Here is an 18040-nt window from a genome sequence, read left to right on the forward strand (position 1 = left end):
AGCGACCCATCTGCCGCCAGCCGCGGACATCGCTGCCGGAGAACCTTTCGCAGCGCCAACGGATGCAGATCGCGCGTCGCAACGCTTCCTTCGCACACGATCCCTTGTCCCGGCAGACACGGCCGCGACCGCCGCCGCCCCGGCCCCGCCATCGGCCGACCTGCCGCTGGCATTCGCGGCCGCGCGCGACGATGGCATGGCGGGACCCGAAGCGGTCGATACATGCGCACCAACGCACCGAACCGCGGCGCAGACCAACGCCTTGCCGCCCGCCGCCGCGGCGCCATTGCCGGTGCCCGTGGCGATGCTTGCCCAGGTCTTGCACGCGGCGGCGACCGGCACTTCCGGGGACACGACTGAGGTCATGCTCGATCCTGTCGAGCTGGGCCGCCTGTCGATCACCGTGTCCGGCGAGGGTGGGGCGCTCAGCCTGACCATCCAGGCCGAGCGCCCCGACACGCTTGATCTGTTGCGGCGGCACGGCGATCAGTTGCTGGCCGACCTGCGGCAGGCAGGCCTCGGCGGTGCCACACTCAACTTCGGCTCCGGCGGCGGGCGCGGACGCCAGCCGACCCAGCACACCCCGGCGGCATCCGGCGATGCCGCCTGGGCGGCCCATCGCCCTTCGGCAGCGGACGCCGTTGCCATGGCATCCGCAATCGGCACGGCCGGGCTCAACCTTCGCCTCTGACCACAGGACAGGACCATGGAGATAGCTGCAGCAGCCACCGGCACCACCGCATCCCCCAGCAGCGCCGGGCGGGTTTCATCGGAAACGCGGATCAACGCGGACTTCGACACGTTCCTCAAGATGCTGACGGCGCAGATGCGCCATCAGGATCCGCTGAACCCGATCGAGTCGGCCGACTACGCGGTCCAGCTCGCGACCTTCTCCGGGGTGGAACAGCAGACCCGCATGAACCAGACACTCGACACGCTTCTGCAACGGTTCGACCTGCAGGGTCTGGCACAGTTCGCCGGATGGGTCGGGCAGGAGGCGCGCAGCACGGCCCCGGTGGCCTTCACCGGCACCCCCGTGACATTCCATACCGGACAGCCCGATCCTGCCGCCGACCGTGCCGTGCTGGTGGTGCGTGATGCGCGGGGCGCCGTCGTTGCGCGCGAGGAACTCGATATCGGCGCCACGGCCCATGACTGGTCAGGCACCGGGCCGACCGGCACCCAGCTGAACCCCGGAACCTACAGCCTTTCGGTCGAGCGGATGCAGGGTGACCGCCTGATCTCGACGATCGAAGCCGAGACCTATGCGCGGGTGGATGAGGTGCGCAGCACGCCCACCGGTGTCCAGCTCGTGCTGGCCGGCGGGGTCGAGGTTGCGGTCGCCGCGGTTTCTGCCCTGCGGCGCGCAACCTAGCGTCAGAGAAGTCGGCCAGCGGCTACCCCGGCCAGCGCCAGCGCCGCGCCCAGCAGCACCCAGATTGCAGCTGACAGCCAGGGCCGACGCGGCGCTTCGGGGCCCGGGGGCGATGATTGGCGGATCAGGATGGTCTCGACCAGCCGGGGCAGCCGCGGCCCAAACCGGGCAAGCACCCGCAGGGTCTGGCCAAGGTCGCGCAGCGCAGCCTTCGGGCCGACATTCTCGGCGATGTAGCCTTCGACGACGGGCCGGGCGACCTGCCAGATATTGATGTGCGGGTCGAGCGACCGCGCCACGCCCTCGACCACCACCATGGTGCGCTGCAACAGGATCAGCTCGGTGCGCGTCTGCATCCCGAACCGTTCCGTCACCTCGAACAGATAGGCGAGCAGCCGCGCCATCGAGATCCGGCTGGCATCCATGCCGAAGATCGGCTCGCCCACGACCCGCAACGCCCGGGCGAATTCGTCGATGTCGCGGTCGGCCGGCACGTAACCGGCCTCGAAATGCACCTCTGCGACGCGGCGATAGTCGCGGCGGATGAAACCCATCAGGATTTCCGCATAGACCCGTCGCGTATAGTCATCCAGCCGCCCCATGATCCCGAAATCGAAGGCGATGATCGCGCCGTCGGCAGCTACCTTGAGGTTGCCCTGGTGCATGTCCGCATGGAAGTAGCCGTCGCGCAGCGCATGGCGCAGGAACAAGGACAGGACACGCGCGGCAAGCACCCGCCGGTCATGCCCGCCCGCGTCGATGGCCGCGTTGTCGGCCATGTTGGCACCTTCGGCCCATCCCAGCGTCATTACCTGGCGGGACGACAGGAACCACATGGGGCGGGGAACGCGGAATCCCTCGTCCTTCTCGGTATTGGCGGCGAACTCGGCGCAGGCCGCGCTTTCCAGGCGCAGGTCAAGCTCACCCAGCACCACCCCCTCGAAATGGGCGATCACCTCCATCGGCCGAAGACGGCGAGAGAACGGGGCCAGCGTGTCGATGATTCGGGCGGCCAGATAGAAGGCATCGATGTCCTTGCGGAACGCACGCTCGATCCCCGGGCGCAGCACCTTCACCGCCACCTCCTCGCCGGTCTCGGCCAGGCGGGCGCGATGCACCTGGGCGATGCTGGCGGCGGCAACGGGTTCGGAGAATTCGGTGAACACGCTGTCCACGGGCATGCCCAGTTCAGCCTCGATCATCGCCTTCGCGGTCTCGATCGGAAATGGCGGCAACTTGTCCTGCAGGTATTTCAGTTGCAGCGCCAGATCGTCGCCCACGATGTCGGGCCGGGTGGAAAGGATCTGGCCGAACTTGATGTAGGCCGGGCCAAGCGCCGTCAGTGCCCGGGTCGCGGGGGGCAGGGCCGGGTCGCCGCTGAGGCCCAGCCACTTGAACGGCCAGCCCAGGACCCGCGCGACGAACCGCAGGCGCGGCGGGGCATGGAATGCCTCCAGCACGACGCCGATCGCCCCGGTCCGTTCCAGCGTGGCCAGCGTGCGCACCAGACGGACAATGTTGTGCGGCCCGCGCATGTCAGCCGCGCCCCCGCGCCGTCACAGCTTCCAGCCCGAATGCAGCGCAGCGACGCCCATGGTCAGGTTGCGATAGGCCACCTGTTCGAAACCTGCCGCCCCGATCATCGCGGCAAATGCGTCCTGATCTGGAAACTTCCTTATGCTTTCAACGAGATATTGATAGCTCTCGCGGTCGCCCGCCACCACCTGGCCCATCACCGGGATGACGTTGAAGGAATAGCGGTCATAGGCCCATTGCAGCAGATCGTTCGGGACGCGGCTGAACTCCAGCACCATCAGCCGCCCGCCGATCTTCAGCACGCGATGCGCCTCGCGCAGCGCCGCGTCGATGCGGGTCACGTTCCGGATGCCGAAGCTGATCGTATAGACGTCAAAGCTGCGATCGGGAAATGGCAGCGCCATCGCATCACCTACCACCCAGTCCAGCCGCGCCGCCATCGCCTCGGCATCGGCCCGGGCACGACCCTCGACCAGCATCCCCTCGGTCATGTCGCAGACCACGGCCGTGGCACCCGGTGCACGCCGCAGGAACCGGAACGCGATGTCACCGGTCCCGCCGGCCACATCCAGCAGGCGCTGGCCCGGACGCGGCGCCAGCCAGTCCATCATCGCGTCCTTCCATAGCCGATGGACTCCGCCCGACATCAGGTCGTTCATCAGGTCATACTTCGACGCCACGCGGGAAAAGACGCCATGCACAAGGCCCGCCTTCTCGCCCTCGGGAACCTCGCGAAAGCCGAAATGTGTGCTGCCCTGCCGGTCGTCCATCACGGTTCCGCCCCATTGTCGCCCTGCAACCGGATATAGACCGGGCGGGCAAAGGAAAACCAGTCCGCGCCGCCACCCCCTGCGGCAAAGGAGCCAACCGATGTTTCCCAACCTGCCCGCAACCCTTTCGCCACAGTCCATCCCGCCCGCGACCCTGGCAGAGGGCACCGGCTTCGGCCTGCTTTCCCCCTGGGCCCTCGGCGCGATGCTGCTGTCCTTCGTCCTGTGGCGCGCGGCACGGCGCGCAGCCACGGCGCGTATCGGGCGGCTGGGGGCTGCGGCATCGCCCACCCTGCGGTCCCGGCTGCAGCAACCGCTGCCCGATGCGATCCTTGTCATCGCCGCCGCCGGCGAGGCGGCGGCCGCGCACCAGTCCGGCGATGCCGCGGTGCTGCGCACCACGCCGGGGCTGCGGCTGGTGGCCGTGGTCGTGGGTGCGGCGATCCTCTGGCTGCTCTATGGTCCGCAGGCGGGGGCTTTCCTGCCGCTCGGCTGGCCCTCGGCCGCGGCGGCCGGCGTCGTGGCCCTCTCGCTCGGCTCGACCTTCGGTTTCGAGGCACGTGCCGACCGGGACCGACTGGTGGTCGAATACATGGGACACTTCCGGCGAGAGTTCCGCTGGGCCGCGCTGACGGCGATCCGGGACGATGGCGGATATCTCTGGCGGCTTGATTTCGCGCCGGGCGGATCCGTGCGGGTGCCGAAACACCTTGTGGGCGCCCGGGGTTTCCTGTCCCTTGTGCGCGAGGTGCTGGACAGGAACGCTGCGCGGAATGCCCGAACTGCCTGAGGTCGAGACGGTCCGGCGCGGCCTGCTTCCGGTGATGGAGGGACGGCGCATCCTTCATGCCCAGGTCAACCGCCCCGACCTGCGCTGGCCGCTTCCGCTCCGCATGGCAGAACGCCTGACCGGCGCGACCGTGCTGAACCTGCGCCGCCGGTCGAAATATATCCTGGCCGACCTGTCCACCGGCGAGACGCTGCTGACCCATCTCGGCATGTCGGGCCGAATGCTGGTGTCGGGTGCGATGCTGGGTGCGTTCCACCATGACCACCCCGCGCCCGACCGGCATGACCATGTCGTGCTCGACATGGAAGGCGGCGCGCGGATCACCTTCAACGACGCGCGCCGGTTCGGCGCGATGGACCTGATGCCGACCGGCACGGAGGGCACCCATCCGCTGCTGGCATCCCTGGGCCCGGAACCGCTTGGCAACGGGTTCTCGGAAACATGGCTGGCCGAACGGCTGGAAGGTCGGCGCACGCCGATCAAGGCGGCGCTTCTGGATCAGCGCGTGGTAGCGGGTCTGGGCAACATCTATGTCTGTGAAACGCTCTACCGCGCCCGCATCTCGCCCCGACGTCTGGCCGCCAACATCGGGTCGACGCGCGCCGCGCGGCTGGTTCCGATCATCCGCGACGTGCTGTCCGAGGCGATCGAGGCGGGTGGGTCATCGCTGCGCGACTACCGGCAGGCCGATGGTGAACTTGGCTATTTCCAGCACGCCTTCCGCGTCTACGGCCGCGAGGGGCAACCCTGCCTGACCCCCCACTGCGGCGGGACGATCCTGCGCATCGTCCAGTCGGGCCGGTCGTCGTTCTGCTGCCCGCGCTGCCAGAGGTGACTTGATCCCGCCGGGCGGGGTGCTAGGAGTCCGGCGCAGGCGCATTGTATGGGGAACAAGCCATGGCCTATGAGACCATCGTCGTCGAGATCGAGGATTACGTGGCCCTCGTGCGGCTGAACCGGCCTGAAGCGCTGAATGCGCTGAATGCAAGGCTGATGTCCGAACTCGCAGCTGCGCTGACCGCCGCTGACCAGAACGACCGGGTGCGCTGCATCGTCATCACGGGGTCGGAAAAGGCCTTCGCGGCCGGTGCCGACATCAAGGAAATGGCCGAGCGGTCATTCGTGGATGTGTTCGGCGCCGACCTCTTCGGCGCCGAGGCCGACATGATCCTGCGGGTGCGCAAGCCGATCATCGCGGCGGTGGCCGGCTACGCCCTGGGCGGCGGATGCGAGCTTGCCATGCTGTGCGACTTCATCATCGCGGCGGATACGGCAAAGTTCGGCCAGCCGGAAATCAACCTGGGCGTCGTGGCAGGCATGGGCGGGACCCAGCGGCTGACCCGGTTCGTCGGCAAGTCAAAGTCGATGGACATGCATCTGACCGGCCGCAACATGGATGCGGCCGAGGCGGAACGCTGCGGCCTTGTCAGCCGCGTGGTTCCGGCCAAGAGCCTGATCGAAGAGGCGATGAAGGCCGCACAGAAGATCTCGGAAAAATCCGCCCTGACCGTGATGGCGGTCAAGGAGGCCGTGAACCGCGCGCAGGAAACCACCCTGCGCGAAGGGCTGCTGTTCGAACGCCGCCTGTTCCACGCGCTGTTCGCCACCGAAGACCAGAAAGAGGGCATGGCGGCGTTCCTCGAGAAACGGCAACCGCAGTTCCGCGACCGCTGACACGCCGAATCCCTGTTTTCTTTCCGTCCGGGCTGGTGTATGCGCCCGGTCTACATGCGCGTGGGCCCGCTTAAGGCATGATCCGATCCCGTCACACTGACGGGTGCTTGGGTCTTTCGCGCGACAGAACGCAACGAAAGACCGCAAGGACAAGATCGACCCATGGCCAATACCGCCCAATCCAAGAAACGCGCCCGCCAGTCCGAAGACCGCTATGCCATCAACAAGGCACGCCGGTCGCGCATCCGTACCTTCCTGCGCAAGGTGGAAGAGGCGATCGCCTCGGGCGACCAGGCCGCCGCGGCGACCGCGCTGCGCAACGCGCAGCCCGAACTGGCGCGCGGCGTGACCAAGGGCGTGCTGCACAAGAACACGGTGGCGCGCAAGATGTCGCGCCTTGCCTCGCGCGTGAAGGCCGTGGGCGCCGCCCCGACCGCCTGAGCGTTCCGGGCCATCCCGAACATCCAGGAAGGGGCGCCCCGCAAGGTGGCGCCCCTTTCGCTTTGCCGATGCTGTCGGGCCCGACCGTGGCGGGCTTGCACAGGCCACGGGATTCGCGCCGTCAAAATCCTGTCAACCACGAAGTTCGGTTGCAGCCGCCCGTCCGGCGGCGCTAGCGTTCTTGGGCGATTCACGTCGTCTAGGGGGATGGGCGTGGGTGCGATCAAGGGTCCCGGCCAAACGCCGACTGCCAATTCGCGGACAGGGAACCGTTTGCATCCAATGCCTTAGGGGTCTGCGCCCGCGCAGTGGCGAAGAACGGTCTGAACTGTCGAACCGGGCAACCGGGGCGCGTTTCCGATTTGGCCGCTGCGCGATCTTGCGTCGGTTTGACGCTGCCGGGGCAAGCCCCCGGGGGTGTGGTCTTGGCCTTGACTCGCGAAGCGCGGCGCGCCGCCCTGCCATGGTGGACGCGACCGTCAGTCAAGAATGGCCCTGGAGCGAGTTGAGGGAATGACGCACGACACATGGCTGGAGCTGCGCGAAGGTCTGAAAGCGCGGATCGGCCGCGAGAATTTTGCCCATTGGATTGAACCCCTGCGCCTGCGCGACATGGCAGACGGCGTGGCGCGTTTCGACGTTCCGACCTCGTTCTTCGGCGACTGGGTGTCGCGCAACTTTGCCGACCATATCCTGCGCCACCTGCTTGCCAGCGGGCAGCCGGTGGAGCGGGTCGAGTTCGCGCTGCCCGCGGCCGGACGCCGCGCCGCTCCGGCGCCCGCTCCGCTTCCGGCCGAACGCCCGGCACCCCGCCCGGCGCGTGGCCGGCCCACCGGCACCGACGACCTGCCCGGCGCGCAGCTTGACCAGCGCTATACCTTCGATTCCTTCGTCGTGGGCAAGCCCAACGAACTGGCCCATGCCGCCGCCCGCCGCGTTTCGGAAGGCGGCCCGGTCACGTTCAACCCGCTGTTCCTCTATGGTGGCGTCGGGCTGGGCAAGACGCATCTGATGCATGCCATCGCCAATGACCTGACCGCCCGCCATGCCGAGTTGCGCGTGCTCTATCTGTCGGCGGAGCAGTTCATGTATCGCTTCGTGCAGGCGCTGCGCGAACGGTCGGTGATGGACTTCAAGGAGATGTTCCGCTCGGTCGACGTGCTGATGGTGGATGACGTGCAGTTCATCGCGGGCAAGGACAGCACGCAGGAAGAGTTCTTCCACACGTTCAACGCGCTCGTCGACCAGAACAAGCAGATCGTGATCTCTGCCGACCGCTCGCCCGGCGAGATCAAGGATCTGGAGGAGCGGATCAAGAGCCGCCTGCAATGCGGTCTGGTCGTCGACCTGCATCCCACCGACTACGAGCTTCGGCTGGGGGTGCTGCAGGCCAAGGCCGATGCCTACCGGGTGCAGTATCCGGGGCTGACGCTGGCGCCGGGGGTTCTGGAATTCGTGGCGCATCGGATCACCGCCAACATCCGGGTGCTGGAGGGGGCGCTGACGCGGCTGTTCGCCTTTGCGACGCTGGTGGGGCGCGAGATCACGCTGGACCTGACGCAGGAATGTCTGGCCGACATCCTGCGCGCCTCGGATCGCAAGATCACCATCGACGAGATCCAGCGGCGGGTGGCCGAGCATTACAACGTGCGGCTGTCCGACATGATCGGGCCGAAGCGGCTGCGGACCATCGCGCGGCCGCGGCAGGTGGCGATGTACCTGTCCAAGCAGCTGACCACACGGTCGCTTCCCGAGATCGGCCGCCGGTTCGGCGGGCGCGATCACACCACGATCATGCACGGGGTCAAGAAGATCGAGGAACTGATGGCCATCGACAGCCAGCTGGCCGATGACATCCTGCTGCTGCGGCGGACGCTTCAGGCCTAGGCGGAGCCGGCGGGTCATTCGGGGCGTCCCACGATGGGACGCTTTTCGACCCCAGCAATTTCAATGACTTGACCCTGCCGAGGTAAGGGTTTGTTAAGGAGTCGGGCGGCCGCGGACGCCCGCCACCGCTAGCGTTCCTCGACCAGAATCTCGCGCTTGCCCACATGGTTCGCGCGGGTGACGACGCCCTGTTCCTCCATCTGCTCGACCAGGCGCGCAGCCTTGTTGTAGCCGATGCCCAGCTTGCGCTGGATGTAGCTGGTCGAGCACTTGCGGTCCTTGGCCACGATGGCGACCGCCTGATCGTAAAGCGTGTCATCCCCGCCATCGGTCGAAAGACCCAGCACGGCGTCGATATCGTCGGCCTTTTCCTCGTCCACGCCCTCGACAACGCCCGACATGTACTGCGGCGGTCCGAAGGATTTCAGGTGGTTGACGATTTCCTCGACCTCTTCGTCGCTGACAAAGGGTCCGTGGATGCGGGTGATCTTGGCGCCGCCCGCCATGTAGAGCATGTCGCCCATGCCCAGAAGCTGTTCGGCGCCCTGTTCGCCCAGGATGGTGCGGCTGTCGATCTTCGATGTCACCTGGAACGAGATCCGGGTGGGGAAGTTCGCCTTGATGGTGCCGGTGATGACATCGACCGAGGGGCGCTGCGTCGCCATGATCAGGTGGATGCCGCTGGCCCGGGCCATCTGGGCAAGCCGCTGGATGCAGGCCTCGATTTCCTTGCCCGCGACCATCATCAGGTCGGCCATCTCGTCGACGATGACGACGATGTAGGGAATCGCGACCGGCGCGAATTCTTCGGTCTCGAACACCGGGTCGCCGGTGTCGTCATCAAAGCCGGTCTGGATGGTGCGCTTGAACATCTCGCCCTTGGCCAGCGCCTCGCGCACGCGGCCGTTGTAGCCCTCGATGTTGCGCACGCCCATCCTGGACATCTTGCGATAGCGTTCCTCCATCTCGCCCACGGTCCACTTGAGCGCGACGACCGCCTTCTTCGGGTCGGTGACCACGGGGGACAGCAGATGCGGAATCCCGTCATAGACGGAGAGTTCCAGCATCTTGGGGTCGATCATGATCAGCCGGCATTCCTCGGGCGTCAGCTTGTAGAGGAGCGACAGGATCATCGTGTTGATGGCGACCGACTTGCCCGACCCCGTGGTGCCCGCGATCAGCAGGTGGGGCATCTTGGCCAGGTTCGCGACCACCGGATCGCCGCCGATGTCCTTGCCCAGGGCCAGCGGCAGGCGAAGGTTCGAATCACCGAAGTCCCGATGGCTGAGAATCTCGCGCAGCACGACCTTTTCCCGCGTCGCGTTGGGCAGTTCGATGCCGATCACGCTGCGGCCTGGCACGGTGGAGACGCGCGCCGACAGCGCCGACATCGACCGCGCGATGTCGTCGGCAAGGCCGATCACGCGGCTGGCCTTGAGCCCCGGGGCGGGTTCCAGTTCGTACATCGTGACCACGGGGCCGGGGCGGACGCTGACGATCTCGCCCTTCACGCCATAGTCGTCGAGCACGTTTTCCAGCATGCGCGCGTTTTCCTCGAGCGCCTCCTCGGGCAGGGCGTGGCGCTGGATTGTCGCCGGATTGGACAGCAGCGACAGCGGCGGCAGTTCGTAGGCGACCCCCGTTTCATCGAACCGCAGGCGCGGCTGGGCCTCGGCCAGGGCCTGGCGGGACGGGGTGGCAGGACGGGTTGCCGCAGGCTGGACGACCACGCGGCGCATCTCGGGCCCGGGGACGGGATGGCGGGTGAAGGCCGGTTCCTCGGCCGCGAAGGCCGCGGGATCCCAGGTGTCGTCGTCATCCGCGTCATCCTCGATCACCGGATCGGGTGTGCGGGCGGCGGGGGCCGCCGCGACGGGTGCGGGCGCGGGCGCAGGGCGCGCAGCGGGCATGGCGGCGGGTGGCGCCGTCGCACGCATCACGGGCGGTTCGCGCCGGGCGATCGCCGCCTGGATCAGGCCGGTCGGTCCGGGGGCGGCGGCGGTCAGCGGGCCGCCGCGCACGCGGGCGCGGATGACATCGGCGATGCGCGCGCGCAGCCGGTCATCCCCGTCTTCGGCGAGGGCCGGGGGGGCGGTGACCGGCGGCTCGGCCACCGGGCGGCGCATCAGCCCGGAAAGCAGCCCGGGGCGCGGCGCGGGTTCGGGCGGCGGGGCGGCCTGGAGGCTGGCAGGGGCACCGAACGCGGCATCGGCGGTTGTCGCACGCGCCACGACGGCGGGGCGGCGGGCGGGCGGCGGTTCGACGGCCGGCGCCGCTTCGCGCGCGATGGCCGCGGCCTCGCGCCGGGCGGCCTGCCGTTCGCGCATCGCCGTGGCGGCGCGCAGCGTGCCGCTGGCGCCCTGCCCGGCCAGAGACAGGATCAGCGCGTAGGTCATCACCAGCCCGCGCAGCAGGAACCGCCACAGGCCGCGCAGTTCATCGCGCGAGAAGCCCATGACATAGAGGAACATCGCCAGCCATCCGGCACCGAACAGCGCCGACAGCAGCTTGAGCCCGAAGCCGATACCGAGCGGCAGGAAGGTCAGGATCGCGCCCAGCACCGTGTCGCCGAACAGCCCGCCCAGCCCGATGGCGGGATGCGGCCAGCCGGAGCCCGGCACATGGGTGGCGGCGAAGACGCAGCCGCAGGCCACGGCGATCACCGCAAAGACCATGCGGGACAGCGCCCGATCCTCGCCGCGGTGGGTGACGAAACGGACACCCCAGGCCAGCAGGATCGCCGGGATGCCCCAGCTGCCCAGCCCGCCGATGATCATCAGCGTCGAGGCGATCGCCGCCCCGAGCCGCCCCATGGCGTTCTGTGCAGGCGTGTCGGTGGCCACCATCCAGCCCGGATCGTCGGGCGAATAGGTCGCCAGCAGGGCCGCGAAGAACCCGGCGGCCAGGATCAGGCCAAGGCCCATCAACTCGCGCCCGCGCCGTTCCAGCATCGCCTGGGTGCCCTGGTCCAGCAGGGGGTCGCGCTGCCGCGTCTGATAGCTTGCCATGTGCCTCACCCGTAAAGACATTCGCGGAGCCTTGTCAGCCCCGTCGTCGTTTCCTGCCGGTCGCCCACGAGCGCGACCCTGATGTAGCCACGCCCCGGATTGTCGCCGTTCACCTCGCGGCCCAGATAGCCGCCGGGCAGCACGCGCACGCCGGTTTCGCGCCACAGCCGCAGCGCCGCCGCTTCCCCGTCGGCCACCGGAAGCCAGAGGAAGAACCCGCCCTCGGGCGCGCGATAGCCCTGCACGCCCGCAAAGATGGTGTCGGCGTCGGCGAACTTGGCGGCGTAGAGGGCGCGGTTTTCGGTGACATGCGCCTCATCGTTCCAGGCGGCCTCGGCCACGCGCTGCAGGGGAAGCGGCAGGGGGGCACCGGCGAAGGCGCGCAGCTGCCGGATCGCCGCGATCGCGCGGGGTCCGCCCGCGACGAAGCCCGACCGCATGCCGGGAAGGTTCGACCGCTTGGACAGCGAGTGGAACGACAGCACCCGTTCCGGATCCGCGTCGGCCTGCAGGACCCCCGGGGGGGGCGCATCGCGCCAGATCTCGGCATAGCATTCGTCGGCGAAGATGCGGAAGTCGTGGGTTTCCGCCAGCGCCACGAGATCGGCCCACCAGTCGCGCGAGGCGACGGCGCCCTGCGGGTTGGCGGGCGAGCAGACATAGACGATGGCGGTACGGTCGAGGATGTCGCGGGGCAGCCCGGCATAGTCGGGCAGGAAGCCGGTGGCCGCGGTGGCGGGCACGTAGACAGGCTCGGCCCCCATTGCCAGGGCCGCGACGGCATAGACCTGATAGAACGGGTTCGGCATCAGGACCACGGGCCGCTTGCCGCGCTTGTCTTCGGGGCAGAGCGCGACGCAGGCATTGAACAGCCCCTCGCGCGTGCCGTTCAGCACCATCAGCCGATCCTGCGTCAGGGCCACGCCATAGCGGCGGTGCAGCCAGGCGGCGATGGCCGCCAGCAGTTCCGGCGTGCCGTCGTTCGGCGGATACTGGCCGAAGCCTGCCAGCGTATCGGCAAGGATCGGACCGACGAAACCGGGCATCGGGTGGCGAGGTTCGCCGATCGTCATGGCGATGGGCTGACCGCCCGGCGCATGGGCGTCGAGCAGCCTCCGCAAACGCGGAAAGGCATAGTCGGGCAGGCTCTGGAACCGCGCGGGGGTGTCCATCTGTTCGGATCGTGCCTCAAGGTCCGGGGTCTGTCGCCCCGCGTTTCCGCCACGATAGCCGCCCGCAGGCCATCGGTCCACAATTTCGCCGCGCCGTGGCAGGCGCGTCCGCGGAAATTGTGACATTTCCGCCCATTGGCCGAAGGTCAGTGCGCCAGGATGCGGCCCACCGCCTCGGCAATCGCGGCATGTCCGGCGGGCGGCAGATGCACGCCGTCCACAGGGCTGACATGGGCATGCATGCCCGCATCGAGGAAGGCGCAGTCGCGGGCCCGCGCCAGCCCCGCGATCAGCGGCACGAGGGCCGCCGACTTTGCCGCGCCACCGATGAACTCGCCGCGCAGGCATCCCGTCTCGATCACCGGGACGGGCGCGATCAGCAGGATCCGCATGCCCGGATGGCGTGCCGCCATGTCGATCGACATGGCATAGTCCACAAGCCCGGCGATGCCCGCGACGATCTTTGCGGGCGTCGCGCCGAACCGGGTCTTGACGTCATTCGTGCCCAGCATGATCGCCAGCCAGTCGAGCGGCCCGTGCGTCTGCATCGCGATCTTCAGCCCGATGCGCCCGTCCATGTGATCGCCCATCACATGATCGGCGAATTGCGCGGTCCGGCCGGGCAGCCCCTCCTCGGCCACGTCCCAGGACGAACCGAGGTGGTCGGCAAGCCGCGTGGGCCAGCGGATCGCGGCATCATAGCGGAAATAGGGCCCGCGCACCGCGATCGGCGGGGTGCCGTGGGTGTTGCTGTCACCGAAACACAGTAGCCTGGGCATGGCTTTCCTTTCGTCGGGACCGGTTCAAGACACGGCTGTCGGTGCCTTGCCCCTTCCACTTTCGTGTCTTGCGGCACATATAGAGCGCAATCAAGGCAGCCACGAGGGAATGCGATGTTCGGCTTTGGCGACAAGGGGGCGAAACCCGCTTCGGCACCGGCGACAGGGTCTGAATGGGTCTTCGATGCCTCTGAAAAGAGCTTCATGAAAGACGTGATCGAGGCCAGTCGCGAGGTTCCGGTCATCGTTGACTTCTGGGCGCCCTGGTGCGGGCCCTGCAAGCAGCTTGGCCCGGCACTGGAAGCGGCGGTGAACGCGGCCAAGGGGCGCGTCCGGATGGCCAAGGTCAATGTCGACGAGAACCAGATGATCGCCGGGCAGCTGCGCATCCAGTCGATCCCGACCGTCTATGCATTCTGGCAGGGCCAGCCGGTCGACGGGTTCCAGGGGGCGCTTCCGGGGTCCGAGGTCAAGACCTTCGTCGACCGGATTGCCGCGCTGGGCGGTGACGGCGGGCTGGCCGAGGCGATTGCGGCCGCCGATGCGATGCTGGCCGAGGGTGCGGCGGTTGATGCGGCCGAGACCTTTGCCGCCATTCTGGGCGAGGAGCCCGAGAACCCCGGCGCCTATGGCGGTCTGATCCGGGCGCATCTGGCGCTGGGCGAGATCGACCGTGCGCAGACTCTGGCCGATGCGGCCCCGGCCAAGATCAGGAACGCGCAGGAGGTCGAGGCGGCGCGCGCGCAGATCGAGCTTGCGCGGCAGGCGTCGAAGGCCGGCCCGGTGACCGAGCTGCGCCGCCGGGTCGAGGCCGACCCGGACGACCATCAGGCACGGTTCGACCTGGCCACGGCACTGCATGCCAAGGGCGATGTCGCTGCGGCCGTGGACGAGCTGCTTGACCTGTTCCGCCGTGCCCGCGACTGGAACGAGGGCGCCGCCAAGGCGCAGCTTCTGACGATCTTCGAGGCGCTGAAGCCGAACGACCCCATCGTGCTGAAGGGGCGGCGGCGGCTGGCCTCGATGGTCCTGGTGTAGGAACGGCGCGGGCGGGGCGTGCTGCCCCGCCGCGACATTTGCCGAACACGGCGCGCGGCCTAGGTTGAAGGCATCATGAAACCCATCGACCTGCCTGACACCATCCCCGTCTTTCCGCTGCCGGGTGCGCTGCTGCTGCCCCGCGCCCGCCTGCCGCTGCATATCTTCGAGCCGCGCTACCTGCAGATGCTGGACGACACGATGAAGACGGCGCACCGGCTGATCGGGATGGTCCAGCCGCGCGAGGTGCCGAACGGGCATGGCGAGAAGCGGCTTCATGCCATCGGCTGCGCCGGGCGCCTGACCGGGTTTTCGGAGACCGAGGACGGGCGCTACATGATCTCGCTGTCCGGGGTGTCGCGGTTCCGGGTGCGGGAGGAGGTGGCGGGCTTCACGCCCTATCGCCGCTGCACGGTGGACTGGGCCCCGTTCGCGCGCGATCTTGGCGCGGCCGAGGACGACCCGCGCTTTGACCGCCCGGCCTTCCTGGACCTGCTGGGGCGGTTCTTCCGGGCGATGGAGCTTTCGACCGACTGGTCGAGCCTGAAGGAGGCGGATACCGAGCTTCTGATCAACTCGCTGTCGATGCTGCTGCCGTTCTCGCCCGAGGACAAGCAGGCGCTGCTGGAGGCGCCATCCCTGACCACCCGGCGCGAGACGATGGTGACGCTGATCGAATTTGCGCTGCACGGCGATTCCGGCGAGAAGATCGTGCAATGACGAGTGTCGCGCCGGGCACCCAGCCGATCGACCGCCGGATGCTGGAGGCCCTGGTCTGCCCGGTCACGCAGGCGGTTCTGACCTATGATGCCGAACGGCAGGAACTGGTGTCCAAGGCCGCGAACCTGGCCTTTCCGATCCGCGACGGGATTCCCGTGATGCTGGTGATCGAGGCGCGCGACATCGGCTGAACGCGCGGGTCAGAGCGGCTGGCCGCGCAGCAGGCGCGGCAGGTCGCCCGACAGCCCGGCCGCCTGCCGCATGAAGGCGCGACGCAGGACAGGCGTGGCCGATACCAGCCCCATGCCGATATCACGCAGCGGGCGCAGGATCGGGTTATCATTGGAAAACAGACGGTTGACGGCATCCATGCCCAGGGCCAGCGCGGTCGTGTCGAACCGCCGCCAGCGCTGATAGCGGTCCAGCACGTCGGGGGCTGCGATGTCCTCGCCCCGGCGCTGTGCCTCGACCAGGGTTTCGGCCAGCGCGGCCACGTCGCGCAGGCCAAGGTTCAGCCCCTGCCCGGCGATCGGGTGGACGCCATGCGCGGCATCGCCCACCAGCACGACGCGCGGCGCGACCCAGCGTTCGGCCAGCGACAGCGACAAGGGATAGGTGAAGCGGTCGCCCGCCAGTCTCAGCGCCCCCAGGAACTCGCCCACGCGGGGACGGACCGCCGCAAGGTAGGCATCGTCGGGCAGCGCCTGGATCGCGGCGGCGCGGGCATCGGTTTCCGACCAGACGAGCGACGACATGTTGCCGGGCAGGGGCAGGATGGCCAGCGGTCCCTCGGGCATGAAGAACTGATGCGCGATGCCGTGGTGGGGAAGGTCGTGTTCGATGGCGGTGACAAGCGCCGTCTGGCCATAGGCCCAGCCCCGGCGCCGCAGCCCCGCCCGGGTCGCGGTGCCGGACCCGCGCCCGTCGCAGCCCACGATCAGCCGCCCCGACACCCGTGTGCCCGAGGCCAGCGTCACCGATGCGCCCCTGGCCGTCACCTCCTGTGCGGTCACGGTCTGGCCGGGATGGCGGGCGATGCCGGGCGTGGCGGCAACCCGGTCCATCAGCGCGCCATGCAGGAACCGGTCCTCCAGCATCGCACCCATCTGGCCGTCATCCAGTTCTGCCGCATCGAAGTGCAGGAAGAACGGGGCGGCACCCTCGCCCGCGCGCCCGTCGCTGGCCTTGACCTGCAGGATGGGCTGCGCGTGGTCTGCCACCAGCGGCCAGACGCCGAGCGCGGACAGCAGCCGCTGCGATGCGGCGGCCAGCGCATAGGCGCGCCCGTCGAAGCCGCGCTCGCGCCGCATCTGCGCGGGCCGCGCGTCGACGATGGCAGAGGTCAGACCGGCATGCGCCAGCGCAAGCGCCAGGGCCGGGCCGTTCAGCCCGCCACCAACGATGAGAATATCGGCATCATGTTCCATGACCCGGACTATGGCGCGGGGCGCGGGATTGTCCATGCGCCGAGGTGCCGCTAGCTTTCGCGCATGGTGCGGGGGCGGGGTGGGCGATGAACTGGCTGTGGATGACGGCGGGCGATCTGGGGCGGGCGATCGGCGCGGGCCGGATCAACGCCATGGAACTGACCGAGGCGTTTCTGGACGCCATCGCCGCGCATCCCGAGGGCGGGCGCATCTATGCCCGCATGACCCCCCGCCGGGCACGGTCGATGGCGATGGCGGCGGCCGACCGGGCCAAGGCCGGGCGGCGGATCGGGCCGCTGGATGGCGTGCCGCTGTCATGGAAGGACAACATCGACGCGGCCGGCGCCTATTGCGAGGCGGGATCGGCGCTGCTGAAGGGCCGCATCCCCGAACAGGACGCCACCATCCTGCACACCGCCACGGCGCAGGGCACCGTCTGCCTGGGCAAGACGCATATGTCCGAGCTTGCCTTTTCGGGCCTGGGGCTGAACCCGGTCATCGCGACGCCGCCCTGCGCGAACTTCCCGGGCGCCGTGCCGGGCGGATCATCCTCGGGCGCGGCGGCATCGGTGGCGCATGGCCTGGCGCCGGCGGCTGTCGGCACCGATACCGGCGGTTCGGTGCGCATTCCGGCGGCGTGGAATGATCTGGTGGGGTTCAAGCCCGGGCATGGGCGCCTGCCGCTGACCGGGATCGTGCCGCTGTGCCTGCGGTTCGACGCGCCCGGGCCGCTGGCGCGGTCGGTCGAGGATTGCGCACTGATCCTTGCCGCACTTGAGGGGCGCGTTGCCCCTGACCTGACCGGCGCGTCGCTGCGCGGTGCGCGCCTTGCGGTCCTGGATACCGTTGCGATGGACGACCTGCGCGACGCACCGGGCACCGGGTTCGACACGGCATCCGACCGGCTGTCGCGGGCGGGTGCGCGGATCGACCGGCTGGCCGCGCCCGAAGTGGCCGAGGCGATGGGCCTTGCAGGCGCCCTGTTCACCGCCGAGGCCTACGGGCTGTGGCGCGACCGCATCGAGTTTGCCCCCGGACTGATGTTTCCCCGCATCCTCGATCGGTTCCGCGCGGGTGGCGCGGTCAGCGCGGCGGATTACGTATCGGGCTGGCGGCGGCTGGAGGAACTGCGCGCCGCATGGGCGGCCCGCGTGGCGGGCTATGACGCGGTGATCCTGCCCACCGCCCCGATCCTGCCGCCCGACGCCAAGCGGCTGCTTGAGGATGACGGCTATTATGTCACCGAGAACCTGCTGGCGCTGCGCAATACCCGCATCGGCAACCTGATGGGGTCGGCGGCCGTCACCCTGCCGACCGGCCAGCCAAGCTGCGGTCTGATGATGATGGCCGGTCCGGGGCACGAGGAACGCCTGCTGCGGCTGGCTGCGGCAGCCGAACGCGCCCTGGGCTGAGCGCGGCACCG

At 68.9% G+C, this 18040-nt stretch carries 17 protein-coding genes; 11 read left to right on the plus strand and 6 right to left on the minus strand.

Going from position 1 to position 18040, the window contains the following annotated elements:
- Positions 1-196 precede the first annotated feature (196 nt).
- Both KF887_00120 and flgD read left to right on the plus strand, forming a co-directional pair.
- On the plus strand, positions 197-691 hold the full coding sequence (locus KF887_00120; GenBank protein QYK41590.1) for a flagellar hook-length control protein FliK: 495 nt from the start codon (positions 197-199) through the stop codon (positions 689-691).
- A 15-nt stretch (positions 692-706) separates the two neighbouring features.
- Positions 707-1375, plus strand: coding sequence for a flagellar hook assembly protein FlgD (gene flgD / locus KF887_00125; GenBank protein ID QYK41591.1), 669 nt, complete (start codon positions 707-709; stop codon positions 1373-1375).
- A gap of 2 nt (positions 1376-1377) precedes the next feature.
- Here the strand turns inward: flgD and ubiB are convergent, their stop codons facing one another.
- Positions 1378-2910 carry a 2-polyprenylphenol 6-hydroxylase gene (ubiB, locus tag KF887_00130; protein ID QYK41592.1) on the minus strand — a complete coding sequence of 511 codons (1533 nt, stop codon included), beginning with the start codon at positions 2908-2910 and terminating at the stop codon, positions 1378-1380.
- Between the two features lie 21 nt (positions 2911-2931).
- Positions 2932-3681, minus strand: coding sequence for a bifunctional demethylmenaquinone methyltransferase/2-methoxy-6-polyprenyl-1,4-benzoquinol methylase UbiE (ubiE, locus tag KF887_00135; GenBank protein QYK41593.1), 750 nt, complete (start codon positions 3679-3681; stop codon positions 2932-2934).
- 100 nt (positions 3682-3781) lie between these two features.
- On the opposite strand from ubiE, the gene KF887_00140 reads away from it, so the two are divergent.
- From KF887_00140 to dnaA, 5 genes are all read left to right on the plus strand, one after another.
- The gene (locus KF887_00140; GenBank protein ID QYK41594.1) at positions 3782-4471 is read left to right on the plus strand and encodes a hypothetical protein; all 690 of its coding nucleotides are present in this window, start codon (positions 3782-3784) and stop codon (positions 4469-4471) included.
- Positions 4455-5306: a bifunctional DNA-formamidopyrimidine glycosylase/DNA-(apurinic or apyrimidinic site) lyase gene (gene mutM / locus KF887_00145; protein QYK41595.1), complete on the plus strand. Its 852-nt coding sequence runs from the start codon at positions 4455-4457 to the stop codon at positions 5304-5306. Before KF887_00140 ends, mutM begins: the two co-directional genes overlap by 17 nt.
- A 62-nt stretch (positions 5307-5368) precedes the next feature.
- A complete protein-coding gene (locus KF887_00150) occupies positions 5369-6145 on the plus strand; it encodes an enoyl-CoA hydratase (protein ID QYK41596.1) in 777 nt (258 codons plus the stop codon).
- A 162-nt stretch (positions 6146-6307) separates the two neighbouring features.
- The gene (gene rpsT / locus KF887_00155) at positions 6308-6586 is read left to right on the plus strand and encodes a 30S ribosomal protein S20 (GenBank protein ID QYK41597.1); all 279 of its coding nucleotides are present in this window, start codon (positions 6308-6310) and stop codon (positions 6584-6586) included.
- A 513-nt stretch (positions 6587-7099) separates the two neighbouring features.
- Positions 7100-8473, plus strand: coding sequence for a chromosomal replication initiator protein DnaA (gene dnaA / locus KF887_00160; GenBank protein ID QYK41598.1), 1374 nt, complete (start codon positions 7100-7102; stop codon positions 8471-8473).
- A 128-nt stretch (positions 8474-8601) separates the two neighbouring features.
- On the opposite strand, the gene KF887_00165 is transcribed toward dnaA, so the two are convergent.
- The 3 genes from KF887_00165 to KF887_00175 all read right to left on the minus strand — a co-directional run bounded on the left by KF887_00165 (position 8602) and on the right by KF887_00175 (position 13432).
- Entirely contained in the window at positions 8602-11481 is a 2880-nt protein-coding gene (locus KF887_00165; protein QYK41599.1) for a DNA translocase FtsK 4TM domain-containing protein, read from the minus strand.
- 5 nt (positions 11482-11486) lie between these two features.
- Positions 11487-12653 carry an aminotransferase class I/II-fold pyridoxal phosphate-dependent enzyme gene (locus tag KF887_00170; protein ID QYK41600.1) on the minus strand — a complete coding sequence of 389 codons (1167 nt, stop codon included), beginning with the start codon at positions 12651-12653 and terminating at the stop codon, positions 11487-11489.
- A gap of 146 nt (positions 12654-12799) precedes the next feature.
- Complete coding sequence (locus tag KF887_00175; protein QYK41601.1) at positions 12800-13432, minus strand: lipolytic enzyme, G-D-S-L; 633 nt, start codon at positions 13430-13432, stop codon at positions 12800-12802.
- 114 nt (positions 13433-13546) lie between these two features.
- Here KF887_00175 and KF887_00180 point away from each other — a divergent pair, with 114 nt between their 5' ends.
- The 3 genes from KF887_00180 to KF887_00190 all read left to right on the plus strand — a co-directional run bounded on the left by KF887_00180 (position 13547) and on the right by KF887_00190 (position 15381).
- Entirely contained in the window at positions 13547-14470 is a 924-nt protein-coding gene (locus KF887_00180) for a co-chaperone YbbN (GenBank protein ID QYK41602.1), read from the plus strand.
- Positions 14471-14542: 72 nt separating this feature from the next.
- Positions 14543-15190, plus strand: a complete 648-nt coding sequence (locus KF887_00185) for an LON peptidase substrate-binding domain-containing protein (protein ID QYK43371.1) — start codon at positions 14543-14545, stop codon at positions 15188-15190.
- Entirely contained in the window at positions 15187-15381 is a 195-nt protein-coding gene (locus tag KF887_00190; protein QYK41603.1) for a Trm112 family protein, read from the plus strand. The genes KF887_00185 and KF887_00190 overlap by 4 nt, the downstream gene beginning before the upstream one ends.
- Positions 15382-15390: 9 nt before the next feature.
- On the opposite strand, the gene KF887_00195 is transcribed toward KF887_00190, so the two are convergent.
- Entirely contained in the window at positions 15391-16617 is a 1227-nt protein-coding gene (locus KF887_00195; protein QYK41604.1) for a UbiH/UbiF/VisC/COQ6 family ubiquinone biosynthesis hydroxylase, read from the minus strand.
- Between the two features lie 86 nt (positions 16618-16703).
- Between KF887_00195 and KF887_00200 the strand changes: the two genes are divergently transcribed.
- The gene (locus KF887_00200) at positions 16704-18029 is read left to right on the plus strand and encodes an amidase (protein ID QYK41605.1); all 1326 of its coding nucleotides are present in this window, start codon (positions 16704-16706) and stop codon (positions 18027-18029) included.
- Positions 18030-18040 lie beyond the last annotated feature (11 nt).

Source organism: Paracoccaceae bacterium, from assembly GCA_019454225.1.
Lineage (GTDB): Bacteria > Pseudomonadota > Alphaproteobacteria > Rhodobacterales > Rhodobacteraceae.